Annotated in this window: 29 protein-coding genes; 9 read left to right on the forward strand and 20 right to left on the reverse strand. The window is 74.7% G+C overall.

The genetic code is table 11. The annotated features are described in order from the left end of the window. The first annotated feature begins 58 nt into the window (after positions 1 to 58). Entirely contained in the window at positions 59 to 1,042 is a 984-nt protein-coding gene (locus tag CRP51_RS18410; protein ID WP_097232345.1) for an NAD-dependent epimerase/dehydratase family protein, read from the forward strand. A gap of 53 nt (positions 1,043 to 1,095) precedes the next feature. Here CRP51_RS18410 and CRP51_RS18415 read toward each other — a convergent pair whose 3' ends face one another. Then, entirely contained in the window at positions 1,096 to 1,581 is a 486-nt protein-coding gene (locus tag CRP51_RS18415) for a rhodanese-like domain-containing protein (protein WP_097232346.1), read from the reverse strand. A 13-nt stretch (positions 1,582 to 1,594) separates the two neighbouring features. Then, positions 1,595 to 2,101: a cysteine dioxygenase gene (locus CRP51_RS18420; protein WP_097232347.1), complete on the reverse strand. Its 507-nt coding sequence runs from the start codon at positions 2,099 to 2,101 to the stop codon at positions 1,595 to 1,597. A gap of 459 nt (positions 2,102 to 2,560) precedes the next feature. Here CRP51_RS18420 and CRP51_RS30195 point away from each other — a divergent pair, with 459 nt between their 5' ends. The 3 genes from CRP51_RS30195 to CRP51_RS18430 all read left to right on the forward strand — a co-directional run bounded on the left by CRP51_RS30195 (position 2,561) and on the right by CRP51_RS18430 (position 4,462). Then, positions 2,561 to 2,644, forward strand: a complete 84-nt coding sequence (locus CRP51_RS30195) for a putative leader peptide (protein ID WP_369333353.1) — start codon at positions 2,561 to 2,563, stop codon at positions 2,642 to 2,644. Positions 2,645 to 2,943: 299 nt separating this feature from the next. Continuing rightward, positions 2,944 to 3,864 (forward strand): TauD/TfdA dioxygenase family protein, encoded by a 921-nt coding sequence (locus CRP51_RS18425; RefSeq protein WP_097232348.1) that lies wholly within the window; start codon positions 2,944 to 2,946, stop codon positions 3,862 to 3,864. Further along, a complete protein-coding gene (locus tag CRP51_RS18430) occupies positions 3,812 to 4,462 on the forward strand; it encodes a winged helix-turn-helix domain-containing protein (protein WP_439333187.1) in 651 nt (216 codons plus the stop codon). The genes CRP51_RS18425 and CRP51_RS18430 overlap by 53 nt, the downstream gene beginning before the upstream one ends. 60 nt (positions 4,463 to 4,522) lie before the next feature. On the opposite strand, the gene CRP51_RS18435 is transcribed toward CRP51_RS18430, so the two are convergent. From CRP51_RS18435 to CRP51_RS18495, 14 genes are all read right to left on the reverse strand, one after another. Next, complete coding sequence (locus tag CRP51_RS18435; protein ID WP_097232350.1) at positions 4,523 to 5,305, reverse strand: sirohydrochlorin chelatase; 783 nt, start codon at positions 5,303 to 5,305, stop codon at positions 4,523 to 4,525. Beyond that, complete coding sequence (locus CRP51_RS18440) at positions 5,302 to 6,255, reverse strand: ABC transporter permease (protein WP_097232351.1); 954 nt, start codon at positions 6,253 to 6,255, stop codon at positions 5,302 to 5,304. The genes CRP51_RS18435 and CRP51_RS18440 overlap by 4 nt, the downstream gene beginning before the upstream one ends. After that, a complete protein-coding gene (locus CRP51_RS18445; RefSeq protein ID WP_097232352.1) occupies positions 6,242 to 7,039 on the reverse strand; it encodes an ABC transporter ATP-binding protein in 798 nt (265 codons plus the stop codon). The genes CRP51_RS18440 and CRP51_RS18445 overlap by 14 nt, the downstream gene beginning before the upstream one ends. Before the next feature lie 67 nt (positions 7,040 to 7,106). After that, a complete protein-coding gene (locus CRP51_RS18450; protein ID WP_097232353.1) occupies positions 7,107 to 8,222 on the reverse strand; it encodes an aliphatic sulfonate ABC transporter substrate-binding protein in 1,116 nt (371 codons plus the stop codon). Positions 8,223 to 8,426: 204 nt separating this feature from the next. Further along, a complete protein-coding gene (locus tag CRP51_RS18455; protein WP_097232354.1) occupies positions 8,427 to 9,785 on the reverse strand; it encodes a sulfate adenylyltransferase subunit 1 in 1,359 nt (452 codons plus the stop codon). Then, positions 9,785 to 10,720 (reverse strand): sulfate adenylyltransferase subunit CysD, encoded by a 936-nt coding sequence (gene cysD / locus CRP51_RS18460; RefSeq protein ID WP_097232355.1) that lies wholly within the window; start codon positions 10,718 to 10,720, stop codon positions 9,785 to 9,787. Before cysD ends, CRP51_RS18455 begins: the two co-directional genes overlap by 1 nt. Before the next feature lie 77 nt (positions 10,721 to 10,797). Next, the gene (gene cysC / locus CRP51_RS18465) at positions 10,798 to 11,343 is read right to left on the reverse strand and encodes an adenylyl-sulfate kinase (RefSeq protein WP_097232356.1); all 546 of its coding nucleotides are present in this window, start codon (positions 11,341 to 11,343) and stop codon (positions 10,798 to 10,800) included. 58 nt (positions 11,344 to 11,401) lie between these two features. Continuing rightward, the gene (locus CRP51_RS18470; RefSeq protein WP_097232357.1) at positions 11,402 to 12,133 is read right to left on the reverse strand and encodes a phosphoadenylyl-sulfate reductase; all 732 of its coding nucleotides are present in this window, start codon (positions 12,131 to 12,133) and stop codon (positions 11,402 to 11,404) included. 10 nt (positions 12,134 to 12,143) lie between these two features. After that, positions 12,144 to 12,332: a hypothetical protein gene (locus tag CRP51_RS18475; protein ID WP_097232358.1), complete on the reverse strand. Its 189-nt coding sequence runs from the start codon at positions 12,330 to 12,332 to the stop codon at positions 12,144 to 12,146. Beyond that, the gene (locus CRP51_RS18480) at positions 12,329 to 14,023 is read right to left on the reverse strand and encodes a nitrite/sulfite reductase (protein WP_097232359.1); all 1,695 of its coding nucleotides are present in this window, start codon (positions 14,021 to 14,023) and stop codon (positions 12,329 to 12,331) included. Before CRP51_RS18480 ends, CRP51_RS18475 begins: the two co-directional genes overlap by 4 nt. 166 nt (positions 14,024 to 14,189) lie before the next feature. Continuing rightward, a complete protein-coding gene (locus tag CRP51_RS30200) occupies positions 14,190 to 14,270 on the reverse strand; it encodes a putative leader peptide (protein ID WP_369333354.1) in 81 nt (26 codons plus the stop codon). 168 nt (positions 14,271 to 14,438) lie between these two features. Beyond that, positions 14,439 to 15,005 carry a hypothetical protein gene (locus tag CRP51_RS18485; protein WP_097232360.1) on the reverse strand — a complete coding sequence of 189 codons (567 nt, stop codon included), beginning with the start codon at positions 15,003 to 15,005 and terminating at the stop codon, positions 14,439 to 14,441. Then, on the reverse strand, positions 15,005 to 15,625 hold the full coding sequence (locus tag CRP51_RS18490; RefSeq protein WP_097232361.1) for a hypothetical protein: 621 nt from the start codon (positions 15,623 to 15,625) through the stop codon (positions 15,005 to 15,007). The genes CRP51_RS18485 and CRP51_RS18490 overlap by 1 nt, the downstream gene beginning before the upstream one ends. A 156-nt stretch (positions 15,626 to 15,781) precedes the next feature. Further along, positions 15,782 to 17,434, reverse strand: coding sequence for an acyl-CoA dehydrogenase family protein (locus CRP51_RS18495; protein ID WP_097232362.1), 1,653 nt, complete (start codon positions 17,432 to 17,434; stop codon positions 15,782 to 15,784). 119 nt (positions 17,435 to 17,553) lie between these two features. Here CRP51_RS18495 and CRP51_RS18500 point away from each other — a divergent pair, with 119 nt between their 5' ends. Then, entirely contained in the window at positions 17,554 to 18,468 is a 915-nt protein-coding gene (locus CRP51_RS18500; RefSeq protein ID WP_245880664.1) for a Sco1979 family transcriptional regulator, read from the forward strand. 13 nt (positions 18,469 to 18,481) lie between these two features. On the opposite strand, the gene CRP51_RS30005 is transcribed toward CRP51_RS18500, so the two are convergent. Further along, on the reverse strand, positions 18,482 to 18,610 hold the full coding sequence (locus CRP51_RS30005; RefSeq protein ID WP_281259678.1) for an LPFR motif small protein: 129 nt from the start codon (positions 18,608 to 18,610) through the stop codon (positions 18,482 to 18,484). A gap of 203 nt (positions 18,611 to 18,813) precedes the next feature. On the opposite strand from CRP51_RS30005, the gene CRP51_RS18505 reads away from it, so the two are divergent. The 3 genes from CRP51_RS18505 to CRP51_RS18515 all read left to right on the forward strand — a co-directional run bounded on the left by CRP51_RS18505 (position 18,814) and on the right by CRP51_RS18515 (position 21,437). Further along, complete coding sequence (locus CRP51_RS18505; protein WP_097232363.1) at positions 18,814 to 19,281, forward strand: PPOX class F420-dependent oxidoreductase; 468 nt, start codon at positions 18,814 to 18,816, stop codon at positions 19,279 to 19,281. Positions 19,282 to 19,359: 78 nt separating this feature from the next. Continuing rightward, positions 19,360 to 20,880 carry an AlkA N-terminal domain-containing protein gene (locus CRP51_RS18510; RefSeq protein ID WP_097232364.1) on the forward strand — a complete coding sequence of 507 codons (1,521 nt, stop codon included), beginning with the start codon at positions 19,360 to 19,362 and terminating at the stop codon, positions 20,878 to 20,880. A gap of 74 nt (positions 20,881 to 20,954) precedes the next feature. After that, positions 20,955 to 21,437, forward strand: a complete 483-nt coding sequence (locus CRP51_RS18515; RefSeq protein ID WP_097232365.1) for a methylated-DNA--[protein]-cysteine S-methyltransferase — start codon at positions 20,955 to 20,957, stop codon at positions 21,435 to 21,437. A 91-nt stretch (positions 21,438 to 21,528) separates the two neighbouring features. On the opposite strand, the gene CRP51_RS18520 is transcribed toward CRP51_RS18515, so the two are convergent. Together CRP51_RS18520 and CRP51_RS18525 are read right to left on the reverse strand one after the other, a co-directional pair. Beyond that, positions 21,529 to 22,527 (reverse strand): DUF2637 domain-containing protein, encoded by a 999-nt coding sequence (locus tag CRP51_RS18520; RefSeq protein ID WP_097232366.1) that lies wholly within the window; start codon positions 22,525 to 22,527, stop codon positions 21,529 to 21,531. Positions 22,528 to 22,764: 237 nt separating this feature from the next. Continuing rightward, a complete protein-coding gene (locus CRP51_RS18525) occupies positions 22,765 to 23,589 on the reverse strand; it encodes a (2Fe-2S)-binding protein (protein WP_097232367.1) in 825 nt (274 codons plus the stop codon). 146 nt (positions 23,590 to 23,735) lie between these two features. On the opposite strand from CRP51_RS18525, the gene CRP51_RS18530 reads away from it, so the two are divergent. Then, entirely contained in the window at positions 23,736 to 24,473 is a 738-nt protein-coding gene (locus tag CRP51_RS18530) for a GntR family transcriptional regulator (RefSeq protein ID WP_097232368.1), read from the forward strand. A 37-nt stretch (positions 24,474 to 24,510) separates the two neighbouring features. On the opposite strand, the gene CRP51_RS18535 is transcribed toward CRP51_RS18530, so the two are convergent. Further along, positions 24,511 to 25,335 (reverse strand): hypothetical protein, encoded by an 825-nt coding sequence (locus CRP51_RS18535; protein WP_245880665.1) that lies wholly within the window; start codon positions 25,333 to 25,335, stop codon positions 24,511 to 24,513. Positions 25,336 to 25,354: the final 19 nt, after the last annotated feature.

A 25,354-nucleotide genomic window follows, 5' to 3' on the forward strand; every position in this document is an offset into this window, starting at 1 on the left:
ATTCGCTCCGGGCCGAGCGGGGTGGGCCACCGCGCCCGCGCCGGGCAGGGTGGTGGCCATGAAGGTACTGGTGCTGGGCGGCACGGCGTTCGCCGGTCCCGCCCTGGTGGACGACGCGTTGGCGCGGGGCTGGGAGGTCACGACCTTCCACCGGGGCCGCTCGCCCGACCGGGCGGGAGTGCGCGCGCTGCGCGGCGACCGGCTGGCGCCCGACGGCCTCGGCGCGTTGGAGCGCGGGGAGTGGGACCTGGTCGTCGACACCTGGAGCGGGGCGCCCCGGGCCGCGCGGGACGCGGCGCGGCTGCTGGCCGACCGGGTGGGCCACTACACCTATGTCTCCTCGCGCTCGGTCTACCGCTTCCCCGCGCCCGCCGGCGCGGACGAGACCGCCCCGCTGGTGGAGGGTTCGCCCGACGCGGACGGCAGCTCCTACGCGGCGGACAAGCGCGGCGCGGAGCTGGCCGTGGAGCGGGAGACGGGCGCCGGGCGGACGCTGCTGGTCCGCTGCGGGCTGCTGCTCGGCCCCGGGGAGGACGTGGGTCGGCTGCCCTGGTGGCTGCGGCGGATCGCGCGTGGCGGCGAGGTGCTGGCGCCGGGGCCGGCCGAACTCCCCCTCCAGTACCTGGACATCAGGGACCTGGCCGCCTGGACGTGGGACGCGGCGCGGGACGGGCGGCACGGCCCGTTCGACCTGGTCAGCCCGCCGGGGGCGGCCACCATGGGCGAGCTGCTGGAGAGCTGCCGCGCGGTCACCGGCTCGGACGCGACCCTGCGGTGGGTGACCCCCGAGCGGGTGGCGGCCGCCGGCATCGAGCCCTGGACGGAGCTGCCGGTGTGGCTGCCGCCCGGGCCCCTGCACGCCGCGCTGCACGGCTCGGACGTATCCCGGGCGCTGGCGACGGGGCTGGTCGTGCGCCCCGTCGCGGAGACCGTCCGGGACACCTGGGCCTGGCTCGGCACGCTGCCTCCCGGCACCGCGCTGGGCGGGCGCCGCTCCCCGGTCGGACTGCCGGAAGAGAAGGAGGCCGAGGCGCTCGGCTGAGCGGAGGGCGGGCATCGGCCGTCGGGCGCCCGCCCCGCGGGGGAGGGCGGGCGTCAGGCGGCGCGGCGCCGCGCCGCCTGGTCCGGCGGGGTCACCGGCAGGCCGGCGGCCCGCCAGGACTGGAAGCCCCCGATCAGGTCGGTGGCGCGGCGCAGCCCCAGCGAGCGCAGCGAGGCGGCGGCGAGCGAGGAGGCGTAGCCCTCGTCGCAGAGCACGATCCAGCGCACCTCCGTGTCGACGGCCTGCGGGACGCTGGCCCCGCTCGCCGGGTCGCAGCGCCACTCCAGGTGGTTGCGTTCGATCACCAGCGCCCCGGGCACCGTGCCGTCCTCGGCGCGCTGGGCGTGGATCCTGGTGTCCACCAGCACCGCCCCGGCCCCCCACTCCCGGTAGGCCTCCTCCGCCGTCACGCGGTCCAACGCGGCCCGTGCCGAGGCGAGTCGGGCCTCGATGGTGGTGCGCCGGCCGGGTGTCCCGCCCCCGTGCGGGCCGGACCTTCCGGCCCTTCCGGCGCGTTCCGCCTCGTGTGTCCCGCCCATCCGCGCGGCCCCCTCAGTCGTCGACGCCGTCGGTGCGCACCAGCCGCAGGGCGCCGTCCCCAGTGTCGGCGTAGTACGACATGGTGGCCAGGGCCGGGGCGTAGGCGTGGATGCTCACCGCCGGTTCCGGTCCGGGGTTGGTCACCTGGTGCACGTGGCGCGGCCCGAAGGCGCGCACCGCCGGGGGCGTCAGACCGCGCAGCCGGGGCGGGCGGGGCGCTTCCGCGCCGGGCAGGGCGAAGGCGCGCTCGGTGAGTTCGCCCCTGACCACGCCGAACGCGCCGGAGGCGCCGCCGTGGTCGTGGATCTCGGTGCCCTGCCCCGGCAGCCAGGTCAGCAGCCAGACCTCGTGGTCGGTGCCGACGGCCAGCCGTCGGTACCAGCGTTCGGGCCTGGTGAAGCGGACCAGCGGCTCCCACAGCTCCCTTCGGGCGGCGAAGGCGCGCACGGTGGCGGCCAGTTCGTGGGGGGTGCGTGGGTTCTCGACGACGGCCGGCGGGACGGGCGCGACGGTGGACATGGGTGACCTCACGGTAGGACGAGGAGCGAGCGGGGACGCGTGCGGTCGTCGAGCGCGCGGCGGGGGCCGCCGTGCGGGGCACCGGCGGGTGCCCAGGCTCCGGGGCGATCCTCGGACGGGTGGCCGGCGGCTGCCGGCGGGGCCGCGCTCAGCGACGGCCGGGGCGACACAGCGCGCTGGCCACGCGGACGAGATCCACGTGGCACCGCGAGAAAAGGCGCTTGCTGGTCGGCATGGCGAAAGGAGTACCGCGAGAGGACGGCGGCGGTCAAGTGGGGCCCGTGCGAGGGGCGCTGGGGCGATTCCCCCGGAAGGCCGCGCGGCGAAGGACGCGGGGTGTGTTCCCGAAGCGAACGGCGGCGTCCGGGATATCGGAAAGTGGACGCCCGTCGTCCCGTGATGTGAGACGTGGGGCCGCAATCTTGACGTGCCCTGCGGGTACTGGCATTCTCACTTATCGTGAGCCAGGCTGAATTTCTCGTGACGCGGCTGCACGTCGACCTTCGGCGGCAGGCCAGCGCGATCTGTGCCGACGCACGCTGACCCTTCGAACTGACCCTTCGAACAGCGCCCAGCCGACGCTCCTCCCGACGCCGTTCACCCCGCACCGCCTCCCCGCGTGCGCGACGGGTGACGCCGGCCCACCGGACCCCGCTCGCCCGCCATTCCCCGCCTCGCGGACGGTTCTCCCGCGAGGCGCCGGGTGATGACCGGCGAAGGCACGACGGACACGCCGCCGTGCGTGGTTCCCGGTGGGCCGGGGAGTTTCGAAGGCTGCCGGGGACCGCTCAGGTCCCACCCGTCACAGAAGGCGTTTCCCACGGGAAAGGCAGTGCCGTTCCATGTCCCAGAGTTCACGCCCCCAAAGTTCCCGCGGGGAATTCGACATTCGTCAGGTAGGCGGCCGTATCGGCGCCGAAATCCTGGGAGTCGACCTCTCCGCGCCCCTCGACCCCGCCGTCGTCAACGAGATCAACGCCGCGCTCGTCGCGCACAAGGCGCTCTTCTTCCGCGACCAGTCGCTCGACGACGCGGCGCAGCTGCGGTTCGCCTCGCTCTTCGGCGAGTTGACCACCGCCCACCCCACCGTCCCCTCCGCGGAGGGCCAGCCCCACGTGCTGGCCGTCGACGGCGACGGGGTGCGCTCCAACCGGTGGCACACCGACGTCACCTTCCTGCGCACCCCGCCGCGGGTGACCACGCTGCGCGCCCTCGTGGTCCCGCCGCACGGCGGCAACACCCTCATCGCCAACAGCGCCACCGCCTACCGCGACCTGCCCCAGCCGCTGCGCGAGCTGGCCGACCGCCTCTGGGCCGTGCACACCAACGACCACGACTACGCGGAGCCGAGGACCGAGCGCGCCGCCGAGCACCGCAGGCAGTTCGTCTCCCGCCGGTACCGCACCGCCCACCCCGTGGTGCGGGTCCACCCGGAGAGCGGCGAACGCGGCCTGTTCATCGGCGGGTTCGCCCAGCGCCTGGTCGGCTTCGACGCCGACGACTCCCGCGATCTGCTGCGCCTGCTCCAGGGATACGTGACCCGCCCGGAGAACGTCGTCCGGTGGAGCTGGGCCCCCGGCGACCTGGTGGCCTTCGACAACCGCAGCACCCAGCACTACGCGCCGGACGACTACGGCGCCCTGCCCCGCCTGCTCCACCGGGTGACGGTCGCGGGGGACGTACCCGTCGGCGTGGACGGCCGACGCAGCCGTGTCGTCGAGGGCGACGCCGCGGAGCACTACACCCCCGCCTCGGCGGCCTGACCTCCCCGCGCCCGGCGCGGCCCCGGCGACAGCCAAGGGCCGCGCCGGGGCGACGACCCAAGGAAGGAAGGAGCCGAAGATGCGGCACCTTACCGCGCTCCCCGACCTGTCCGAACTCTCCGACGTGACGGTGACCCTGGCACCGGAGAGCCAGACGGCGGACGGCTCCGTGCCGCTGGTCGGCTATCTGGTGCTGGCCCCGGCGGGGACCCAACCCGCGCAGCTGAGCGAGCTGTTCGCCGCGCAGGTCTCGTCGGCGGCCGCCGCGAACCGGCCGGCCGCCGTGACCACCGAGGAGCCGGCCGCGCCCCGCGGCATCGTGGTGGACACCGAGGAGCGCACGGCCTCCGTGGACGGCGCGCCCCTGGAGCTGACGTATCTGGAGTTCGAACTGCTGGCGCACCTGGTGCGCCATCCGCACCGGGTCTACACCCGGGAGTCGCTGGTCGCCACGATCTGGGGCTACGGGCCGGTGGGTGACCAGCGGACCGTGGACGTGCATGTGGCCAGGCTGCGACGGAAGTTGGGGCCGGCCTACCGCGAACGCATCGTCACGGTGCGGCGGGTGGGCTACAAGTACGTGCCCCCGGCCGGCTGACCCCGGCGGCTTCGCGCGCGACGCCCCACCGGCACCGGCCGAGGGGGCGTCGCCCGCCGCTCAGCCCGCCAGGGACAGCGCGCCGCGCCGCCGCACGGTGGCCAGGTAGCGGTCCAGAACGACCCGGGCCAGCTCGGGGGCGGCACCCAGGACCGGGGCCACCAGGTCGGCGCCCGCCTCCCGCGCGCCCGTCAGAACGCGGTCCGGCAGCCGGCCCGGGGCGATCACATAGGGCGCGACCGCGACCCGGCGCACGCCCTGGGCACGCAACTCCCGCACGGCACGCCCCGGATCGGGCGCGCCCGCCGAGGCGTACGCCGAGACGACCGCGCCCCAGCCCGCCTCGGCGCGCCACCGCGCGGCCAACCGCTCCAGCGCGGCGCGGCCCCCGGGGTCGGAGGTGCCTGCCGAGGCCAGCACCACCCCCGTCTCGGCGCGCGCGGTCAGCGGGCCGCCGTTCGCCTCGGCCAACCGCCGTTCCAGCAGCCCGTTCAGCAGGGGGTCCGGCCCCAGCACCTCCGACTGCCACACCGCGAGACCTGGCAGCCGCGCCCTCTCCCGCGCCAGCAGCTCCGGAAGGTCGGACCCGGCGTGGAAGGCGTGGTTGAGCAGCAGCGGCACCGCCACCACCGCGCGGTGGCCGGCGGCCCGCAGCCCGCCCAGGGCGCCTCCCACCTCGGGCAGCGCGAAGTCCAGGAAGCCGCAGGCCACCTCGGTGCCCCCGGCCGCCGCCCGCACCCGCTCGGTCAGCGCCAGCACGGTCGCCGCGTGGCGCGGGTCCCGGCTGCCGTGGGCGACCAGCAGCAGCGCCGGGGGAGGAGCGCTCCGGCCGGGCCGTGTCACGACACCCTGGCCAGCAGCCCACGGGAGCGCAGCACCCGGCGTTCGAGCGGCGAGAAGAACAGCAGGTCGATCGCCACGCCCACCACCAGGATCAGGATGATGGTGGCCAGCACGCCCGACATGTTCTGCATGGTGCGGTAGTTCTCCATCAACTGCCCGAGCCCCGTGCCCAGATCGGGCGAGTGCACGATCAGCTCGGCCGCCATCAGGGAACGCCAGGAGAACGCCCAGCCCTGCTTCAGCCCCGCCAGATACCCCGGCAGCGCCGCCGGCAGCAGCACGAACCGCACGCTGCTCAGCCCCCGCGCCCCCAGCATCCGGCCGGCCCGCAGATAGAGCGGCGGGATCTGGTCGACGCCCGCGACGATGCCGTTGGCGATGGAGGGCACGGCGCCCAGCAGCACCACCGCGTAGATGGTGCCGTTGGTCAGCCCGAACCAGATGATCGCCGCCGGCACCCAGGCGATCGACGGCAGCGACTGGAGCCCGGTGAGCACCGGACCGATCGCCGCGCGCACCAGCTTCACCCGCGCCACCAGCAGCCCCAGCGGGGTGCCCACCGCGATCGCGATCAGAAAGCCGAGGAGGCCGCGCGAGACGCTGGTCCAGATGTACTCCAGCAGCGTGCCCTGCCGCCACATCTCGGCGAAGACCGCGCCCACGTCACCGGGGCTGGGCAGCAGGTAGTCCGGCTGCACGTCCGCCCAGTAGGTGAGCTGCCACGCCGTCAGCACCAGCGCGATCGCGACGATCGGCGGCAGCACCCGGGTGAGCAGGACCCGCCCGACCGGCACCCGGTCGCCGCCGCCCCCGCTCTCCAGCGCGTCCAGGCCGGCCTCCAGCCCCGCCAGGTCGCCCGAGGCGGTGGCGGGCCCCCTCCCCGTGCCGACGCCGGCGGCGCCCTCGTCCGTCCCCTTCGCCCCGGTGGCGGCCGTCTCACTGCTGGCCATGGCGGCGGATCTCCTCCCTGAGGCGCTCGGTGATCTCCACCGAGAGCGCGGACACCTCGGCGTCCTCGATGCGGCGCGGGTGCGGGATGTCCACGTGCCACTCGGTGACCACCCGCCCGGGGCGGGAGGAGAGCAGGACGACGCGCTGCGCCAGCCGGACCGCCTCCCGCACGTTGTGCGTGACGAATAGCACCGAGACCCCGGTCTCCGACCAGATCCGGGTCAGCTCCTCGTGCAGCACGTCCCTGGTGATCGCGTCCAGCGCGGCGAACGGCTCGTCCATCAACAGCAGTTGGCTGTCCTGCGCGAGCGCCCTGGCCAGCGCGACGCGCTGCCGCATCCCGCCGGACAGCTCGTGCACCCGCTTGCCGTGGGAGCCGTCCAGCCGCACCAGCGACAGCAGCCGCTCCGCCTCCTCGCGGCGCTCCGCCTTCGGCACGCCGCGCAGCCGCAGCGCCAGCTCGATGTTGCGGCCGGCGGTCAGCCACGGGAAGAGCGCGTGCTCCTGAAACATCAGCGCCGGCCGGCCGCCCGGCACGGAGATCCGCCCGGTGGAGGCCGCGTCGAGCCCGGCGGTCAGGTTCAGCAGCGTGGACTTGCCGCAGCCCGAGGCGCCGATCAGCGTGACGAACTCTCCCGGCGCGACGTCGAGGCTGATGTCGTCCAGTACCAACTGCTGCTTGCCCGGCCGGCCGAAGGACTTCGACACGTGCGCGAAGCGCACCGCGTAGCCGGCCTCCGACGTGGCGTCCTCGTCGACCGTGCTGTCGAGGGCGAGGGTCATCGGGAGTCACCTCCTGGGTGGGAAACGGATGAACGTGGCGGACGGGCCGCGAGGAGCGGTGGGCGACTCAGCCGACGCCCAGGCCGGCGTCGCCGACCTCCGGCAGGCCCTCGTCGGCCAGCACCCCGTTGAGGAGGGACAGGTCGTAGATGCCGCTCAGGTCGGTCTCCTCCAACAGGCCGACCTCCGTGGCGTTCTCCGCGCCCGTCCGCAGCGTCTCGGCCAGCGGGTCGTTCAGGAACTCGACATGGTCGAACGCCGGGTCCAGCACCTCGGCCGGCAGTTCGTTGCCGCCCGGCATCCGGCCCAGGGCCTCGTTGAAGAGCGTCTTGGCCTCGTCCCTGTGGTCGTTGATCCAGGCGTTGGTCCGCACCACGCCGCGCACCACCGCCTCGACGACGTCGGGGTGTTCGGCCAGGAAGTCCTGGGAGGCGATGACGTGCGTGACCACGTAACGGCCGTCGTCCCACAGCTCGCCCTCGTCGAGCACGGTCTCGGCGCCGCGGCTGACCAGGTTGGCCGCGGTGGGCTCCGGCACCCAGGCGCCGTCGATGTCGCCGCCGTCGAAGGCCGCCGGGATCTCGGAGTTGGCGATCCGCAGCACCGACACGTCGCCCCTGCCGCTCTGCGGGTCCACCTCGTAGCCCTCGTCGTTGAGATAGCTGAGCAGCGCCACGTCCTGGGTGTTGCCGAGCTGCGGGGTGGCGATCCGCTTGCCGGCCAGGTCGTCGAGCCCGTCGACCGTCTCCGGGTTGACCACCAGCGAGGCGCCGCCGGAGGCCGCGCCGGCCACCACCCGCAGGCTCTGGCCGCCGGAGCCCGCGTAGCCGTTGATCGCCGGGTTGGGTCCGATGAAGGTGAGGTCCAGGTCGCCGGCGTTCAGCGCCTCGATGGCGGAGGGGCCGGCGTTGAAGACCTGGGTGGCGATCTCGGTGCCGCCCAGCTCCTCGCGGATGGCGCCGTCGTTCCCCAGACCGATGACGCCGGTGGCGTGGGTGATGTTGGCGAAGTAGCCGATGCGCACCTCGTCGGCGGAGAGCGCGGGACCGCTCGCCGCGCCGTCGGAGGCCGGCTCCTCGTCGTCGGCCTCGGAGCCGTAGCCGCAGGCCCCCAACGGGACGAGCAGCAGGGCGAGGGCGAGCAGCGGCGCTCTCCGGCGGGAGCGGCGTGGCGTGGTGGGCATGGCGCGGGTTCCTCTCGGGGACGTGGGCTCTGGCCCACGCTTCGGGCGGCGTGCGGGACGGGAACGTGGTGCGGCGAAGCGGACGCGCGGGCGCGTCGACTCAGCCGGCACATCGCGCGATCCCGCCGTGGCCGGCGCCGAGTGCGCCGCTGCCGACCCGTCCGCCCTCCTTGGCGAAGGTCGAGAAGACGTCCCTGAGCATGGTCAGAAGTCCCACCCGTCGTCCGCGGCGCCCGGACCGGCGTCCGTCCCGGGCCCCGCCGCGGCGTCGGCGAACGCCTCGCCCGCCATGCCGGCGGTCAGCGTCGCGCCGTCGGCCGGGTCCAGCAGCAGGAACGAGCCGGTGGTGCGGGAGACCGCGTAGTCGTCCAACGCCAGCGGCTCGGCGGTGCGCAGCACCACCCGGCCGATGTCGTTGGCGGCCAGCCGACCCGGCTCCGGGTGCGGGGAGAGGTCGTCCAGGGTCAGCCGGGACGGGATCTCCCGCACGATCGCCTTGACGGTGCGGGTGGTGTGCTTCACCAGCACCCGGGCCCCCGGCAGCAGCGGGCGGTCGTGCAGATGGCAGACGGTGGCCGTCACGTCCTGGCTGGTCGGCGCGGTGGCGTCGGCCGGAGCCAGCAGGTCGCCCCGGGAGATGTCCAGGTCGTCGGCGAGGCTGACCGTCACGGACTGCGGCGCCCACGCCAGGTCGACCGACTGCCCCAGCGCGTCGATCGCGGTGACCGTGCTGGTCAGCCCCGAGGGCTGCACGGTGACCCGGTCGCCGACGCGCAGCACACCGGAGGCCAACTGGCCGGCGTAGCCGCGGAAGTCGGGGTGCTCCGGGGACTGCGGCCGGATCACGTACTGCACGGGGAACCGGGCCGGCTCCGCCGACGGGTCGTGGGCGACCGGCACCGTCTCCAGGTGCTCCAGCACGGTCGGTCCGCCGTACCAGTCCATCGTGGCCGAGGGCGTCACCACGTTGTCGCCGGCCAGCGCCGAGATCGGGATCGCGGTCACGTCGCGGACGCCCAGCGAGGTCGCGTAGCGGCCGAACTCCGCGGCGATCCGCGCGAACACCGGCTCCTCGTAGCCGACCAGGTCCATCTTGTTGACCGCCAGTACCACCTGCGGCACCCGCAGCAGCGCGGCGACCGCGGCGTGCCGGCGGGTCTGCTCCACCACGCCGTTGCGCGCGTCGACCAGGATGATCGCCAGCTCGGCCGTGGAGGCGCCGGTCACCATGTTCCGCGTGTACTGCACGTGCCCCGGGGTGTCGGCCAGGATGAACCGGCGGCGCGGGGTGGCGAAGTAGCGGTAGGCCACGTCGATGGTGATGCCCTGCTCGCGCTCGGCGCGCAGCCCGTCGGTGAGCAGCGCCAGGTCGGGCGCGGCCTGGCCCCGGTTGCGGGAGGCCAGCTCCACGGCGGCCAGTTGGTCGCTGAGCACCGACTTGGAGTCGTGCAGCAGCCGCCCCACCAGCGTCGACTTGCCGTCGTCGACGGAGCCCGCGGTGGCGAAGCGCAGCAGGGAGGTGGCGGATATCGCCGCCGTGTCGGCGGTCTCGGCCGCGGTCATCAGAAGTACCCCTCGCGCTTGCGGTCCTCCATGGCGGCCTCCGACAGCTTGTCGTCGGCCCGGGTGGCGCCGCGCTCGGTGAGCCGGGAGGCCGCGATCTCGACGATGATCTGCTCGACGGTCTCCGCCTCCGACTCCACGGCGCCGGTGCAGGACATGTCGCCGACCGTGCGGTACCGCACCCTGCGGGCCACCACCGGCTCGTGCTCCCCGGGCCCGCCCCAGTCGCCGGGGGCCAGCCACATCCCGTCCCGGCGGAAGACCTCGCGCCGGTGGGCGAAGTAGATCTCCGGGATCTCGATCTTCTCCCTGGCGATGTACTGCCAGACGTCCAGCTCGGTCCAGTTGGAGAGGGGGAAGACCCGCACGTGCTCGCCGGGCGCGTGCCGCCCGTTGTACAGCTGCCACAGCTCGGGCCGCTGCCGGCGCGGGTCCCAGCCGCCGAACTCGTCGCGCAGCGAGAACACCCGCTCCTTGGCCCTGGCCTTCTCCTCGTCCCGCCGGCCGCCGCCGAAGACCGCGTCGAAGCGGTTGCCCTCGATGGCGCGCAGCAGCGGGACGGTCTGGAGCGGGTTGCGGGTGCCGTCGGGCCGTTCGCGCAACTCGCCGCTGTCGATGAGGTCCTGCACCAGCGCCACGGTCAGCCGCAGCCCGTGCCGCGCCACGACCCGGTCGCGGTAGGCGAGGACCTCGGGGAAGTTGTGCCCGGTGTCCACGTGCAGCAGGGAGAACGGCGGCGGCGCCGGCGCGAACGCCTTGAGCGCCAGGTGCAGCATGACGATCGAGTCCTTGCCGCCGGAGAAGAGGATCACCGGGCGCTCGAACTCGCCGGCGACCTCGCGGAAGATGTGGACCGCCTCGGACTCCAGCACGTCCAGGTGGGAGAGGGCGAAGGGCCCGCCGGTCTCGTCGGTGACCGGGACTGCGGCCGTCATGGGGGGTTCCTCTCGTTCGACGGTTCGGTCTCGCGCGCCACGCGGCCCCGCGTGCTCCGTGCTCCGCGTCCGGGCGCTCACGCCAGCCCCCGGGCGGACAGCAGCGCGTGGAGCGCGTCGGCGGAGTCGGCGACGGACCGCTCGTGGGCCTCGATCCGCAGCTCGGGGTCGGCGGGCGCCTCGTACGGGTCGTCGACGCCGGTCAGCCCGGTCAGCTCGCCGCTTGCCTGCTTGGCGTACAGGCCCTTGACGTCCCGCGCGGAGCAGACCTCGACCGGGGTGGCGACATGCACCTCCAGATAGCGGGTGCCGGCAGCCTCGTGGTGCTTGCGGACCGCCTCCCGGCTGTCGGCGTACGGCGCGATCGCGGGGACCAGCGCCTTCACGCCGTGCGAGGCGAGGAGTTCGGCGACGAAGCCGATCCGCCGCACGTTGGTGTGCCGGTCCTCGCGGGAGAAGCCGAGGCCGGCGGAGAGGAACGCGCGGATCTCGTCGCCGTCGAGCACCTCGACGCGGTGGCCCTCGGCGGTGAGCCGCTCGGCCAGCGCCCGCGCGAGGGTGGTCTTGCCGGCGCTGGGCAGGCCGGTGAGCCAGACGGTGGCGCCCAGGTCTGTCCCGCTCATCTCCGTACTCCTCGTCTTCCGTCTCGTCTTCCGTCGCGCTGGGTGTCGTCGCGGGCCATCAGCCGTGCAGCCCGCACTCGGTCTTGCCGAGCCCCGACCAGCGGCCGGCCCGCGCGTCCTCGCCCTCGACGACGCGGCGGGTGCAGGGCGCGCAGCCGACCGAGGCGTAGCCGTCCTGGAGCAGCGGGTTGGTGAGCACGCCGTGCTCGGCGACGTAACGTTCCACGTCCTCCTGCGTCCAGCGGGCGATCGGCGCGACCTTGACCTTGCCCCGGCGCTCGTCCCAGCCGACGACCGGCGTGCGGGCCCGCGTCGGCGACTCGTCGCGGCGCAGCCCGGTGGCCCACGCCTCGTAGCCGGCGAGGCCGCGCTCCAGGACCGCGACCTTCCGCAGCGCGCAGCAGCGGTCGGGGTCGCGCTCGTGCAGCCGCGGACCGAACTCGGCGTCCTGCTCGGCGACGGTGCGCTCGGGCGTGAGCGTCAGCACGTTGACGTTCATCGCGGCGGCCACCGCGTCGCGGGTGCCGAGGGTCTCGGCGAAGTGGTAGCCGGTGTCCAGGAAGACCACGTCCACGCCCGGCCTGGCGCGGGAGGCGAGGTGGGCGACCACCGCGTCCTCCATCGACGAGGTCACGCAGAACCGGTCGCCGAAGGTGTCCGTGGCCCAGCGCAGCACCGTGAGCGCGTCGGCCTCCTCCAACTCGCGCCCGGCGTGCTCCGCCAGCGCGCGCAACTGCTCCGCGCGCGCCCGCTGCTCCGCGCGCGCCTGACCTGTGGTGCCGGTGTCCATCGCGGTCTCCTCAACCACCGTCGGTCGCGCCGTTGTCGGGGGACGTCGCGGCCATCCCGCCGGCCAGCAGGCCGAGGAACGACAGCCGGAACGCCCGGTTGCAGGCCGCGCACTCCCAGGACCCGGGGCCCGCCTCGCTGGGGCGCAGGTCCTCCTCGGCGCAGTAGGGGCAGTAGAACGGGGCGGCGCGTTCGCTCACTTCAGGTCCCCCTCGTCCGCGCGGGCCACCCACTGGGCGAAGCGCTCGCCGGGCTCCCGCTGCGCGGAGAAGGCCCGCACCACCCGCTCGACGTAGTCGGCGAGCCCGGCGGCGGTGACCTTCAACCCCCTGACCTTGCGGCCGAACGACGGGTCGAGGCCGAGCGAGCCGCCCAGGTGCACCTGGAAGCCCTCGACCTGCCGGCCGTCGTCGTCCCGCACCAGCTGCCCCTTGAGACCGATGTCCGCCACCTGGATGCGGGCGCAGGAGTTGGGGCAGCCGTTGATGTTGATGGTGAGCGGCTCGTCGAACCCGGGCAGCCTGCGCTCCAGCTCCTCGATCAGCCAGGAGCCGCGGGCCTTGGTCTCGACGATCGCCAGCTTGCAGAACTCGATCCCGGTGCACGCCATGGTGCCGCGCCGGAAGGTGGAGGGCCTGCTGGTCAGGCCCAACGTCTCCAACTCGTCCGCCAGCGGCTCGACCTGGTCCCGGGGCACGTCCAGGATCAGCATCTTCTGCTGGACGGTGGTGCGCACCCGGCCGGAGCCGTGCGCCTCGGCGAGGTCGGCGATCTTGGTGAGCGTGGCGCCGTCCACCCGGCCGACGCGCGGCGCGAAGCCCAGATAGAACCGGCCGTCCTTCTGCGGGTGCGCCCCCATGTGGTCGCGCCACTCGCCGGGCGGCTGCTCGGGCGCCGGGCCGTCGACGAGCCGGCGCAGCAGGTACTCGTCCTCCAGTACCCGGCGGAACTTCTCGGCGCCCCAGTCGGCCAGCAGGTACTTCAGCCGCGCGCGGTTGCGCAGGCGCCGGTAGCCGTAGTCGCGGAAGACGCCGACGACGCCCTCGTGCACGTCGGCGACCTCCTCCAACGGGACCCAGGCGCCGAGCCGTTCGCCGATCCTGGGGTTGGTGGAGAGCCCGCCGCCGACCCACAGGTCGAAGCCGGGGCCGCGCTCGGGGTGGACCACGCCGACGAAGGAGACGTCCTGGATCTCGTGGGCCACGTCCAGCAGCGGGGAGCCGGAGATCGCCGTCTTGAACTTGCGGGGGAGGTTGGAGTACGCCTTGTTGCCGATCACCCGGCGCTGGATCGCCTCGATGGCGGGGGTGCCGTCGATGATCTCGTCGGCCGCGATGCCGGCGACGGGGGAGCCGACGACCACCCGGGGGGTGTCGCCGCACGCCTCGGTGGTGGAGAGCCCGACGCCCTCCAGGCGCCGCCAGATCTCCGGCATGTCCTCGATGCGGATCCAGTGGTACTGCACGTTCTGCCGGTCGGTGATGTCGGCCGTGCCGCGCGCGAACTCCTGCGATATCTCGCCGATCACCCGCAGTTGCCCGGTGGTGAGCAGCCCGCCGTCGATGCGGACCCGCAGCATGAAGAACTCGTCGTCCAGCTCCTCGGGCTCCAGGATCGCGGTCTTGCCGCCGTCGATCCCGGGGCGCCGCTGGGTGTACAGGCCCCACCAGCGCATCCGGCCGCGCAGGTCGGCGCCGTCGATGGAGTCGAAGCCGCGCTGGGAGTAGATCGTCTCAATGCGTGTCCGCACATTGAGACCGTCGTCGTCCTTCTTGGTCTGCTCGTTGGCGTTGAGCGGGGTCATGTGCCCCGCGGCCCACTGCCCCTCACCACGGTGGCGGCCGGCCTTGCGGCGGGAGGTCCCGACGGGCTTCTGGACGGAGTCCGACATGGTCACGGTCTTTCTGTGGGCAGCCGAGCGGCTCCGCCCGGGGGCCGCCGCGACGGCGCGGCGGGCAGGGCAGAGTCGGGGGCGGCGGGGACGGTCGTCGGCACGGAACGGTGCCGGGGCGAGGCGGTGCCGGGTCGGCGCCGACGGCGCGGCGCGCGGGCGCTCGTTACGGGAGACAGATGGCGCTGGACATCCGACCGAGATCAACATGGCGACGGCTCACCAAGGCAATTCCCGCTCGCAACATGACGGCAGCGTTGCACGCGGTCACGCGCCCGTCCACCACTATCCAACATGCGGACGAGACCGTCTCGACAGTCGGACAGCAGGGGAGGGCGCGGGCCGCGGTGCCGGGACAGACCGCGGCCCCGGGGTGGGGGACGCCCGGGGCCACGGGTGGGGGTGTGGCGGCGGCTCAACAGCGCAGCAGGCGATCCACCAGGTCGCGGTAGTCGCGCAGCGCGGTACGTCGGTCCTCGGTCGTCGGTCCCGTCGGGGCCTCCTCGGACTGCCAGCCGTCGCGCAGCGCCCTGCGGCGGTGCGCCAACTCCTCGGTGAGCCGCGCCACCGCCTCCTCCAGCGCCGCGTCGGCGCGGGTGACCGACCTCGCCGGGTCGTCGACGAACCCGGCCACCGCCTCGCCCAGCTCCGCGCGCAGCGCGTCGGCGGCCTCGGCCGTGAACAGCGGCGCGGTGGCCAGGCGTTCCGGCTCGGGGGCCAGCGGGTCGAACGCCGGGCGCGCGGCGGGCGGTTCCGGGGCCTTCACCAGGCCGGCCGTGGGGGTCTCCCCGCGGTCGGAGGTCCGTTCGCCGGCGTCGGGCTTCTCTGGCACCCCGTCGGGGGGCGCGGGTCGCTCCGCTCCCTCGGGGGTGGCGCGTGCCGCGGGGGTGGCGGGATCGCCCTCGGGCGGGGGAGCGGGCTCGGAGGCGGACCCGGGCGCCGGCTTCTCGGGGCGGTCGTCGCCCTTCCAGGTCAGTCGCATCAGGACTCGCTCCCCGCGCCGGTGCCGCTCGCCGCGATCGGTGCCCCCGCGCCCGGAGCGGCGGTCGCCGCGGCCTCGGGCCGCTCGTCCAGCAGCGCGTCGAACAGGTGGCGCGCGGCCAGCAGCGCCGCCCGCAGGTCCTCGGTGCGCTCGGCGTCCCGGCCCGGCTCCTCCCGGCCGGCCAGCAGATGCACCTGCCGGTAGCCGTCCACGTCGCGCGGGTGGTGGACCGAGACCGCGGCCAACTGCTCGCCGTAGCCGTCGGACGGGTAGCCGCGCTCCCTGATCAGCTGGTTGATCAGCTGGTCGGCCTCGGCGATCGCGCCGGCGGGCGAGTCGACGAACTGCTCCTGCGCCCTGGCCCACCGGGACCGGTACCGCTCGTGCGCGCCGGGCGGCAGCGCGGCGGGGCGGAAGCGCCGGTGCCGTCGCAGCCGGTTGCCCAGCTCCCTGTGGGCGGCCTTGGTGTCCCCCTGGTGCCGCGCCACGGCCCTCTCGTACTCGGGGCCGAAGCGCCGCCGCAGCCCGGTGCCGCCCGGTGCCAACGTGGGCCGGACCAGCGCCAGCGCGACGGCGGCGAGGACCGCCACGCTCAGAATGATGATGATCAAGACTGTCATGACGTCCCTTTCGCAGAGATCCTCTCGGCGAGGTTGACATCCCAGCGCGTTACCGATTCGAGACCTGCCAAACCTCCTGGCGCGCAACGGAGTTGGCATGGCGGCGGGCCCCGGGCCGCTCCTCGTCCGGGCATCGGCCGCCGGCGCGGCGGGCGCTCAGCCGGCCTCCGCCACCGCCGCCCTGGCCACCACGGCGCCCAGGTCGCCGCCCGCCAGCGTGCCGAACGCCCCCGCCCGTTCGGTGCCGAGCCGGGAGGCGCAGAACGCGTCCGCCACCTCGGGGGGCGCGAACCGCACCAGCAACGCGCCCTGGAGCACGAGCGCGAGCCGTTCCGTGATCCGTCGCGCCCTGACCTCCACGCCCTCCAGGTCCGACAGCTCCGTCAGCAGGTCCTTGAGCGCGGCGTCCAGCCGCTGGTCCGCGCCGGCGGCCTGGCCCACCTCGATGAGATAGGCGTTCAGCGCGCCCGGCTCGCGGGAGAGCGCGCGCAGCACGTCGAGCGCCTGCACGTTGCCCGAACCCTCCCAGAGCGAGTTGAGCGGCGACTCGCGCAGCAGCCGGGGCAGCCCCGATTCCTCCACGTAGCCGTTGCCTCCCAGGCACTCCAGCGCCTCGGCGACCATCGGGGTGCAGCGCTTGGTGACCCAGTACTTGGCGGCCGGCACCGCCAGCCGCAGCAGATGGCGGTCGTGCGCGCTCCCGGCCGCCGCCGCGTCGGCGGCCGAGGCCAGCCGCAGCGCGAGCGCGGTGGCCGCCTCCGACTCCAGCGCCAGGTCGGCCAGCACGTTGCGCATCAGCGGCTTGTCGATCAGCGGGCCGCCGAACGCCGAACGGTGCGTCGCGTGGTGGATCGCGCGGGTCAGCGCCTGCCGCATCAGCGCGGCCGAACCGCCGACGCAGTCGATCCGGGTGGCCGCGACCATCTCGATGATGGTGCGGACCCCCCGCCCCTCCTCGCCGACCAGCCACGCGAGGGTCTCACCGTCGAACTCCACCTCGGCCGAGGCGTTGGAACGGTTGCCCAGCTTGTCCTTGAGCCGCTGGAGCCGGAAGGCGTTGCGCGTGCCGTCCGGCAGCACCCGGGGCAGCAGGAAGCAGCTCAGCCCGGCCGGCGCCCGCGCCAGCACCAGGAACGCGTCGGACATCGGTGCCGAGCAGAACCACTTGTGGCCGGTCAGGCGGTAGAGCCCCGGCTCGCCCGCAGGCTCTGCGCGGGTCGTGTTGGCCCGCGTGTCGGAGCCGCCCTGCTTCTCCGTCATGCCCATCCCGGCGAGCGCGCCGCCCTTCTCCACCGCCGTCGCGCCCAGCCCCGGGCGGTAGCTCCTGGAGGTGAGCAACGGCTCCCAGACGGCGGCGAGCTCGGGGGAGGCGCGCAGCGTCGGAACGGCCGCGTGGGTCATCGAGACGGGGCAGCCATGCCCCGCTTCGACCTGACTCCACACCAACAATCCGGCCGTTCTCCGCAACTGGCCGGAAGGGCGCGACCACGCGTCCGTCAGCCCGGCGCCCACGGCGCGCTCCAGCAGCGCGTGCCACGCCGGATGAAACTCCACCTCGTCGATCCGATGGCCGACCGCGTCGAAAACCCGCAGGACAGGAGGGTTCTCGTGGGCCAGCCTCCCCCATTCCGCGGCCTCGGCCGAGCCGGCGGAGCGCCCGAGCGCGCGCAGTTCCGCGGTGGCCTCCTCGGCCACCTCGGGCGCCACCTGGCGAGCGAAGCCCTCGACGAGCGCGGCGTCCGAGGAGAAGACGTCATGGCCGACGAGCGGCGGAACCTGGTTGGTGACCGCATGGGTGCTGGGCGTCATGGACCCACGTTAGGGGGAGCGGGTCGCCACGTCACCTCGACAACCCGCTCACCAGGGAGTACCGATCGCCGACTCCCCTAGTACAGTGGGGCGTTCGCGGCGAAGGCAGGGAGCGACACATGGAGTTGGAGCTGGATTCCGCAGGCACCCTCAGCGAGCTGAGCCCGCCTCCGATGGCGCTGGATTTTCGCCAGACCGGACCAACTGTGCCCCGGTTGATTCTGGGCAACCGGCTGCGTGCGCTCCGCGAGGCCCAGGGCATCACCGGAGCGGACGCCGGCCGGGAGATCAGGGGCTCGCACTCCAAGATCAGCCGCCTGGAGATGGGCCGCATCGGCTTCAAGCCCCGCGACGTGGACGACCTGCTCACCCTGTACGGCGTGTACGACACGGCGGAACGCGCCACCCTCCAGGCGCTGGTCCGCGAGTCCAACAGCCAGGGCTGGTGGCACTACTTCCACGACGTGGTGCCGAGCTGGCTGCACATGTATCTGGGCCTGGAGCAGGCGGCGACCGTGATCCGCGGCTACGAGCTCCAGTTCGTCCCCGGTCTGCTGCAGACCGAGGAGTACGCCCGCGCGGTGATCGGACTCGACCCGGACACGCCGGAGCGGCGGGAGCGGAAGGTCCAGTTGCGGATGGCGCGCCAGCAGGTGCTCCACCGCGACCGGCCGCCGACGTTGTGGGTCATCGTCGACGAGGCGGCGCTGCGCCGCTCCATGGGCGGGCGGGCGCTGATGCGCGGCCAGTTGACCCATCTCATCGAGGCGACGCGGATGCCGCACGTCACGGTCCAGGTGGTGCCGTTCGCCGCCGGCGCGCACTCCGCGATCGCCGGCCCGGTGACCGTGCTGCGCCCCCCGGGCGGGGAGTTGCCGGACGTGGTCTACCTGGAGCAGCTGACCGGCGGCGCCTACCCGGACAAGCCGAGCGAGACCGAGCAGTACCGGCACGTGATGAACCGGCTGGCCGTCGAGGCCCTGCCCCCGGAGGAGACCGAGCGGTTCCTGTGGGAGGCGCTGCGCGAGCTGTGACCCGCGGGGGCGCTCAACGGCGCCCCCCGGCGCCGCGCGACGCCCCGCCGAAGAGGCGGGCGACGGCGCGGAACGGCAGCGAGACGAGTGTGGCGAGTGCGCCGCCGACCATGCGGAACACGTCGGCGATGGCGCGGAACATGAGGGCCTCCCTCGATCGTCCTGGTAACGCTTCGGGCCTTCTCGGGTGCCCGGACGCCCCGGGCCGGAAACGGGTCGCCCCCTCCCGCCGGTCGTTCCGGCGTCAGCGGGCCGCGCCGCACCCCGGGGGGCCTGGGCCGGCCGGCGTCCCCGACCGGACGCCCCCGTACGGTGCCCGTCGAGGTGGGCGTATGGTCTGCCGTTATGAGTCCTTCGATCGCGACGAACACGCGCGTTGATCTCGACGGCCTGCTGGACTTCGTCCGCGCCAGGCACCGTGCCATCCTGCTGACCCGGCGGGCCGACGGTTCCCCCCAGGCGTCGCCCCTGACCTGCGGCGTCGACGACTCCGGCCGCATCGTGATGTCCACCTACCCGGAGCGCGCCAAGTCCCGCAACGCCCGGCGGGACCCCGAGGTCAGCGTGCTGGTGCTGTCGGACGAGTGGGACGGCCCCTGGGTCCAGGTCGACGGCACCGCGGAGGTGCTCGACGTGCCGGAGGCGGTGGAGCCGCTGGTCGAGTACTACCGCAACATCGCCGGGGAGCACCCGGACTGGAACGAGTACCGCCAGGCCATGACGCGCCAGGGCAAGTCCCTCATCAGGGTCACCCCGGTCCGCTGGGGCCCGGTCGCCACCGGCGGTTTCCCGGCCCGCCTGGCCAGGGACTGAGCCGGAGGGTCCTCGCCACCGCCATGTCCGAATCCCGCCAGTGTGCGGGGCCGCGCGCCCCGCACACTGGGGAGCGTGATGGACGACGACAGCAGGTACCAGGCGGTGCGCAGCCGTGACGAACGGTTCGACGGGGTGTTCTTCACCGCCGTCGTGACCACCGGCATCTACTGCCGCCCCAGCTGCCCGGCGACCACCCCCCGCCGCGCCAACGTCCGCTTCCTGCCCTCGGCCGCCGCCGCGCAGGGCGCCGGCTTCCGGGCCTGCCGGCGTTGCCGACCGGACGCCGTGCCCGGCTCGGCCGAGTGGAACGCGCGGGCCGACGCGGTGGGCCGCGCGATGCGGCTGATCGGCGACGGCGTGGTGGACCGCGAGGGCGTCGCCGGCCTCGCCGACCGCCTCGGCTACAGCGCCCGCCAGGTCCAGCGGCAGCTCGTCGCCGAACTGGGCGCGGGCCCCGTCGCCCTCGCCCGCGCCCGGCGCGCGCACACCGCGCGCGTGCTGCTCCAGACGACCCGGCTGCCGGTGACCGAGATCGCGTTCGCAGCCGGCTTCGCCAGCGTCCGCCAGTTCAACGACACGGTCCGTACCGTCTACGACCGCACCCCGAGCGCGCTGCGCGCCGCGGCCCCGGCCGGCGGCAGGGCCGGCGCGGCGGAGGGCGGCGGCACCCCGCTGCGGCTGGCCCACCGGGGGGCGTACGCGGCGGGCGCGGTCTTCGACTTCCTCCAGCGGCGCGCCGTCGCCGGCGTCGAGGAGGTCGTCGGCGCGCGCGGCGTCCGCACCTACCGGCGCACCCTCTCGTTGCCGCACGGCGGCGGGATCGCCGAGGTCGACGAGGCGCCGGGCGCGGGCGGCGGGCGCTGGCTGCCCTGCCGGCTCCAGCTGACCGACCTGCGGGACCTGAGCTGCGCGGTGGAACGGCTGCGGCGGCTCTTCGACCTGGACGCCGACCCCTACGCCGTGGCCGAACACCTCGGCGCGCACCCGCTGTTGGCGCCGTTGGTCGCGGCCGAGCCCGGCCAGCGCGCGCCCGGCGCCGTCAGCCCGGAGGAGCTGGCGGTCCGCGCGGTGCTCGGCCAGCAGGTCACGGTGGGCGCCGCCCGCGCCCTCGCCGGCCGACTGGTCGAGGCGCTGGGCAAGCCGCTCGGCCGGCCCGACGGCGGACTGACCCATCTCTTCCCCGAGCCGGAGGCGCTGGCCGAGGCGCCGCTGACCGAGCTGGGGATGCCCGCCGCCCGCCGGGGGACGCTGCGGGCGCTGGGCGCCGCGCTGGCCGACGGGCGCCTCGCCCTCGGTCCGGGCGCCGACCGCGACGAGGCGGAGGCGCGGCTGCTGGCGCTGCGCGGCATCGGCCCCTGGACGGCCGGCTACGTCCGGATGCGGGCGCTGGGCGACCCGGACGTCTTCCTGCCGGGCGACGCGGGCGTCCGCCACGGCCTCGCCCTGGTCGGCGGCGGTCCCGACGCCGCCGAGCGATGGCGGCCCTGGCGCTCCTACGCGCTGCACCACCTCTGGCGTGCCGTCGCGGGGCCGACGCGAGGCCCCACCCGCCCCACCGGCCACGCGGCCCCGGCGACCGGCGAGCGAACCCGGTGAGCCCAGCGACTCCATCGGCTCCAGCGAACCCAGCGACCCCAGCGAACCCATCGACCCCAGCGACGGAGAAGCCCATGCGCTACACCATCCACCCCAGCCCGCTCGGCGAGCTGCTGATCGCCGGCCCGCGCCCCGGCGTGCTGGCCTCGGTCACCGTGCCGGGACAGCGCAAGGGCGCGACCGTCCAGCCGGAGTGGGTCCGCGACGACGCGGCCTTCGGCGCGGCGACCGAGCAGTTCGACGCCTACTTCGCGGGCGAGCTGAAGGAGTTCGACCTGGCCCTCGAACCTCCCGGCACCCCGTTCCGGCAGCGGGTCTGGGCCGCGCTGGACGAGATCCCCCTCGGGGCGACGCTCACCTACGGCGCGCTGACGGCGGCGGCCGGGATGCCCGCGCGCTCGGTGCGGGCCGTGGGCGGCGCGGTCGGTGCCAATCCGCTGCTGGTGATCCGGCCCTGCCACCGGGTGATCGGCGCCGGCGGCTCGCTCACCGGCTACGCCGGCGGCCTGGACCGCAAGCGGCGGCTGCTGGTCCACGAGGGTGTCCTCCTCGACTGACCCGCGACGCCGGGCGAACGGCCGCCGCCCCGGAACCGTTTCCACGGTTTCGGGGCGGCGGCCGTCGGCGCGTCGGAGGGGAGTGGGCGCGTCAGGGGAACTGGCGCTCGATCCTGGCCAGCTTCTCCTCCAGGGTGTCCAGCCGGGGCGCGGCCGTGGAGAGCGAGCCCGCCTCCCCGTCGCGGCCCGCCAACGCCGGCCGCTGGGCGGCGGCCTCCAGCGCCGCGGGCTCGTGCGGGGCCGGCTCCGGCGGGGCCTGCTCGGCCGTCACCGTGGCGGGCAGCTCCCGCCGCCCCCGCCCGAACCGGGAACCGCCGATGGCGCGCAGCCGGGCGCGCTCCAACTGCCGCTGCTCCCGCTCCCTGCGCTTGGCCTCCTCCTTCTTGCGCCGCTCCTCGCGGACCTCGTCGACCGCCTCGTCCAGCGTGCGCACACCCTCCAGCAGCATCAGCGACCACGCGCCGAACGTCTCGCGCGGCGCCCGCAGCCAGCGGACGAAACGGATCTGCGGCATCGGCCTGGGCACCAGGCCCTGCTCACGCAGCGCGGCGCGGCGGGTCTGCTTCAGCGCCCGGTCGAAGAGGACGGCCGCCGAGAGCGACATCCCGGCGAAGAAGTGCGGCGCGCCGGCGTGGCCGGTGCCCCGGGGCGCGTGCACCCAGTTGAACCAGGCGGCGGCGCCCGCGAAGAGCCACACCAGCATCCGCGACCCCATCGAGGAGTCGCCGTGACTGGCCTCCCGCACGGCGATCACCGCGCAGAACATCGCCGCGCCGTCCAGTCCGAACGGCACCAGGTACTCCCAGCCGCCGGAGAGCTGGAGGTTCTCCCGGCCGAAGCCGACCAGCCCCTGGAAGGACAGCGCGGCGGCGACCCCGGCGCAGCAGAAGAGCAGCGTGTAGGAGGCGGAGGCGTAGATCCGCTCCTTGCGCCGCCTGCGCGCCTCCATCTTCTCCCAGGAGGAGTCCGGCTCGCGGTCCTCCTTGTCGGGCTTGCGGCCGCGTGTGAGCAAGGCCGTCGCCACCAGGAATCCTCCCAGGGCCACGGCAGCGGCCAACACCCAACTGAACTCCATGTCCGTCACCTTCACCGCGATGTGTGTCCCTCGACGGGGTGTGCGGGCGCACCTCTGCGGGCGCCGCCCGATCTCAGTTCACAGGGCGCGGTTGGCGAACCGCCCCTGGAAGAAAGCGTGATGCTACCCGAGTCACCGTCAGTTCCGATTCGGGCGGAATGGCACCAACGAGTGGTATTCCAGCGGAACTTGCCGCCCGTTGGTGAATGATCTGTTATCAGCCGCACGCCGGGCGGCGCCCCCCGGCGGACGTCAGGAGCCGGTCAGCCGCCTGACCCGCTGCTCGTCGCAGAGCCGGGGGCAGGTGGCGCAGGTGTCGGCGGGACGCAGAGTGTAGAACATGCAGCAGCTCGCGCGGTCCCTGGTGCGCAGCGCCTCCCCGTCCGGGCCCGCCAGCTCGCGGAACCCGGCGCCGGCGGCGAACGGCGCCGTGGCGCCCGGCAGCATCCGCGCCAACTCCCGAACGGCACGCGGCTCCTCGCCCAGCAGATGGCCGAAATACCACAGTGATTCGACGAGTTCGTCCGTGGCCGCGCCCCACAGCGCGCGGGCGCGGCGCCGCATCCGGGGCCCGAACGCGTCCAGCAGCGGCCCCAGATGGTCGGCCGCCGCCCGCCGCACCTCGGTGCGCAGGGCCGCCTCGTCGGAGGCCACCAGTGCTCCCGGGTGCCCGGCGAGCGGATCGCCAGGCAGGCAGGAGAACGCGGTCACCCGCACGGTCAGCCGCGTCGGGTCCCGGCGCAGCGAGACGTCCTCGGGCGCCAGGTGGGGGACCCGGCGGAGCAGGAAGTAGGGAACGGTGAAGAGCGCGGCGACCGGCCACGCGTAGCGGTGCAGCCCGAAGGTCGCCACCACGTCCGGCCGCGCCTCGGCGCCGTAGGCCGCCTGCGAGGCGCGGGCCTCGTCGGCGAGGAAGGCGTCCAGCGCCGCGCCGCCCTCGGCGAGCGCGTCGCCCCTGGTCCAGCCCGCGTCGGAACGCGGCTCGCCCTCGGTCACCAGGAGGCTGGGCAACACCTCGCCCATCCGGGCGTAGGCGGGCGTGAGCGGGGTCGTCACGGTCACGGCGGGAACGGTCATCGGGCCATCGATCCCTTGTTGGTACAGGTAAGCCTTACCTTAGCCGATCAAGCGGCCGATCAGGTCGAGGGGTTTGCGGCGGCGGAAACTGCGCCTAGGGTGCTGGAACCCACTTGATTCGGGGGCGAGAGGGATGGAGCGGGCAGATGGAACCCACCCCGGTGGAATCGGCCATTTCGGGGGTCGCGGCCATGGTGCCGAGGAAGCGGCCCGGACCTCGGCAGGCGCCGCCGCTCCGCAGTCCGCCGCTGCCGGTGCGCCGCTCCGTGCGCGCCCAGGTGCTCGCCGCGCTCCGGGACGCGCTGGCCACCGGTGAGCTGCGCGCCGGCGAGACCTACTCGGCCCCGCTGCTCGCCGAGCGGTACGGCGTCTCGGCCACCCCGGTGCGCGAGGCCATGCAGCAGCTGTGCAGCGAGGGGCTGGTCGAGACGGTGCCCAACCGCGGCTTCCGGATCGCCGGGCACAGCGCGCGCGACATGGCCGAGCTGGCCGAGGTGCGCGCCGCCCTGGAGGTCCCCGCGGTGCTGCGGCTGGCCGGAAAGCTGCCCCCGCAGCGCTGGGAGGAGCTGCGGCCGCTGGCCGAGGCGACGGTGAGGGTCGCCGCCCACGGTGACCTGGTCGGCTACGCGGAGGCCGACCGGCGCTTCCACCGCGAGTTGCTGCGGCCCACGGGTAACCGCCAACTGATCGCTGTGGCGCAGGAGTTGCAGCGCAAGACGCAGTGCCCCACCGTTCCGGGCCGCCCGCCGGGCGCGCGCGAGCTGATCGCCGACGCCCGCCAGCACGGCGCGCTGCTGGACGCCCTCGTCCGCGGTGACCTGCCCACCGTCGAACGCCTGGCCCACGCCCATGTGACGGCCTCGCCCACGGGACCGCTCGCCTAGGGCCGAGCCGGGCTCCCGTGTTCCCGCCGCGAGCCAGTCACTTCTCCGGCGTCGGCGTCGGCGGCGCGGTCGCCTCCCGCGGCGACTCGACCGGTACCTCGGTCGGCAGTTGCGCGGCCAGCCAGTGCGGGACGTTCCCCAGCAGCCGGTGGAGCCTGGCCGCCTCGGCGCGCAGCCGGGCCGCCTCCTCCGGCGGCTGGACCTCGGCGAGCGCGACCAACGCCGGCGCGATGCCCACCAGAAAGCCCAGCTCCTCGCGCAGACGCAGGGATTCCGCGAAGCCGTGGCGGGCGGCCTCCAGGTCGCCGCCCTTCAGCGCGAGCGCCGCCAGATGGCGCCAGGTGTAGGAACAGAGCAGCGCGTCGCCGCGGTTGAGCGCCTCGTTGTGCGCCCTGCGGTAACCGGTCTCGGCGGCCTGCGGGTTGCCGCCCACGTGCTCGGCCATCAGCCCGCGCCGGAAGTCGAGCAGCGGCCGGCCGGGGGAGTCGGGGGCCAGCAGCGCGGCCGCCCGGCCCAGCGCGGCCCGCGCCTCGTCGGCCCGGTCCCGCACTCGCAGCAGCGTGGCGGCGTAGGCGAGATAGCCGCGCTCGCAGGCGGCGGTCCCGCGTTCCTCGTCGTTCAGCGGCATCTTCTCGGCGGCCCGCACCGCCTCCTCGGCGCGCTCCCAGCCCTGGCCGGTGAACATGCACCGCTCCACCAGCAGCCGGGCGCGCAGCAGCGCCGCGCGGGGGTCGTCCGCCACCGTCGGGGTCAGCAGCTCGGCCGCGTCGTCCCAACAGCCTCGGGACCGCAGCCGCCATACCGCACTGTCGAGCGCCGTTCCGCTCGCCGTCTCCAGAACCGGATGTGCGGTATCCGCCACATCGCCCTCCCAGCGCGTC

The organism is Streptomyces zhaozhouensis (genome assembly GCF_900230195.1).
In the GTDB taxonomy this organism is placed as follows: domain Bacteria; phylum Actinomycetota; class Actinomycetes; order Streptomycetales; family Streptomycetaceae; genus Streptomyces; species Streptomyces zhaozhouensis.

What these genes read in the sequence shown, in the direction of transcription:
- CRP51_RS18530 (WP_097232368.1), top strand. Translation starts at nt 23,736, where the DNA reads ATGGAACCCACCCCGGTGGAATCGGCCATTTCGGGGGTCGCGGCCATG.
- CRP51_RS18525 (WP_097232367.1), bottom strand. Translation starts at nt 23,589, where the DNA reads ATGACCGTTCCCGCCGTGACCGTGACGACCCCGCTCACGCCCGCCTAC.
- CRP51_RS18470 (WP_097232357.1), bottom strand. Translation starts at nt 12,133, where the DNA reads ATGGACACCGGCACCACAGGTCAGGCGCGCGCGGAGCAGCGGGCGCGC.
- CRP51_RS18505 (WP_097232363.1), top strand. Translation starts at nt 18,814, where the DNA reads ATGAGTCCTTCGATCGCGACGAACACGCGCGTTGATCTCGACGGCCTG.
- CRP51_RS30005 (WP_281259678.1), bottom strand. Translation starts at nt 18,610, where the DNA reads ATGTTCCGCGCCATCGCCGACGTGTTCCGCATGGTCGGCGGCGCACTC.
- CRP51_RS18510 (WP_097232364.1), top strand. Translation starts at nt 19,360, where the DNA reads ATGGACGACGACAGCAGGTACCAGGCGGTGCGCAGCCGTGACGAACGG.
- cysD (WP_097232355.1), bottom strand. Translation starts at nt 10,720, where the DNA reads ATGACGGCCGCAGTCCCGGTCACCGACGAGACCGGCGGGCCCTTCGCC.
- CRP51_RS18515 (WP_097232365.1), top strand. Translation starts at nt 20,955, where the DNA reads ATGCGCTACACCATCCACCCCAGCCCGCTCGGCGAGCTGCTGATCGCC.
- CRP51_RS18440 (WP_097232351.1), bottom strand. Translation starts at nt 6,255, where the DNA reads ATGGCCAGCAGTGAGACGGCCGCCACCGGGGCGAAGGGGACGGACGAG.
- CRP51_RS18480 (WP_097232359.1), bottom strand. Translation starts at nt 14,023, where the DNA reads ATGTCGGACTCCGTCCAGAAGCCCGTCGGGACCTCCCGCCGCAAGGCC.
- CRP51_RS18490 (WP_097232361.1), bottom strand. Translation starts at nt 15,625, where the DNA reads ATGACAGTCTTGATCATCATCATTCTGAGCGTGGCGGTCCTCGCCGCC.
- CRP51_RS18410 (WP_097232345.1), top strand. Translation starts at nt 59, where the DNA reads ATGAAGGTACTGGTGCTGGGCGGCACGGCGTTCGCCGGTCCCGCCCTG.
- CRP51_RS18500 (WP_245880664.1), top strand. Translation starts at nt 17,554, where the DNA reads ATGGAGTTGGAGCTGGATTCCGCAGGCACCCTCAGCGAGCTGAGCCCG.
- CRP51_RS18445 (WP_097232352.1), bottom strand. Translation starts at nt 7,039, where the DNA reads ATGACCCTCGCCCTCGACAGCACGGTCGACGAGGACGCCACGTCGGAG.
- CRP51_RS18455 (WP_097232354.1), bottom strand. Translation starts at nt 9,785, where the DNA reads ATGACCGCGGCCGAGACCGCCGACACGGCGGCGATATCCGCCACCTCC.
- CRP51_RS18495 (WP_097232362.1), bottom strand. Translation starts at nt 17,434, where the DNA reads ATGACGCCCAGCACCCATGCGGTCACCAACCAGGTTCCGCCGCTCGTC.
- CRP51_RS18415 (WP_097232346.1), bottom strand. Translation starts at nt 1,581, where the DNA reads ATGGGCGGGACACACGAGGCGGAACGCGCCGGAAGGGCCGGAAGGTCC.
- CRP51_RS18420 (WP_097232347.1), bottom strand. Translation starts at nt 2,101, where the DNA reads ATGTCCACCGTCGCGCCCGTCCCGCCGGCCGTCGTCGAGAACCCACGC.
- CRP51_RS30200 (WP_369333354.1), bottom strand. Translation starts at nt 14,270, where the DNA reads ATGTTGCGAGCGGGAATTGCCTTGGTGAGCCGTCGCCATGTTGATCTC.
- CRP51_RS18425 (WP_097232348.1), top strand. Translation starts at nt 2,944, where the DNA reads ATGTCCCAGAGTTCACGCCCCCAAAGTTCCCGCGGGGAATTCGACATT.
- CRP51_RS18450 (WP_097232353.1), bottom strand. Translation starts at nt 8,222, where the DNA reads ATGCCCACCACGCCACGCCGCTCCCGCCGGAGAGCGCCGCTGCTCGCC.
- CRP51_RS18485 (WP_097232360.1), bottom strand. Translation starts at nt 15,005, where the DNA reads ATGCGACTGACCTGGAAGGGCGACGACCGCCCCGAGAAGCCGGCGCCC.
- cysC (WP_097232356.1), bottom strand. Translation starts at nt 11,343, where the DNA reads ATGAGCGGGACAGACCTGGGCGCCACCGTCTGGCTCACCGGCCTGCCC.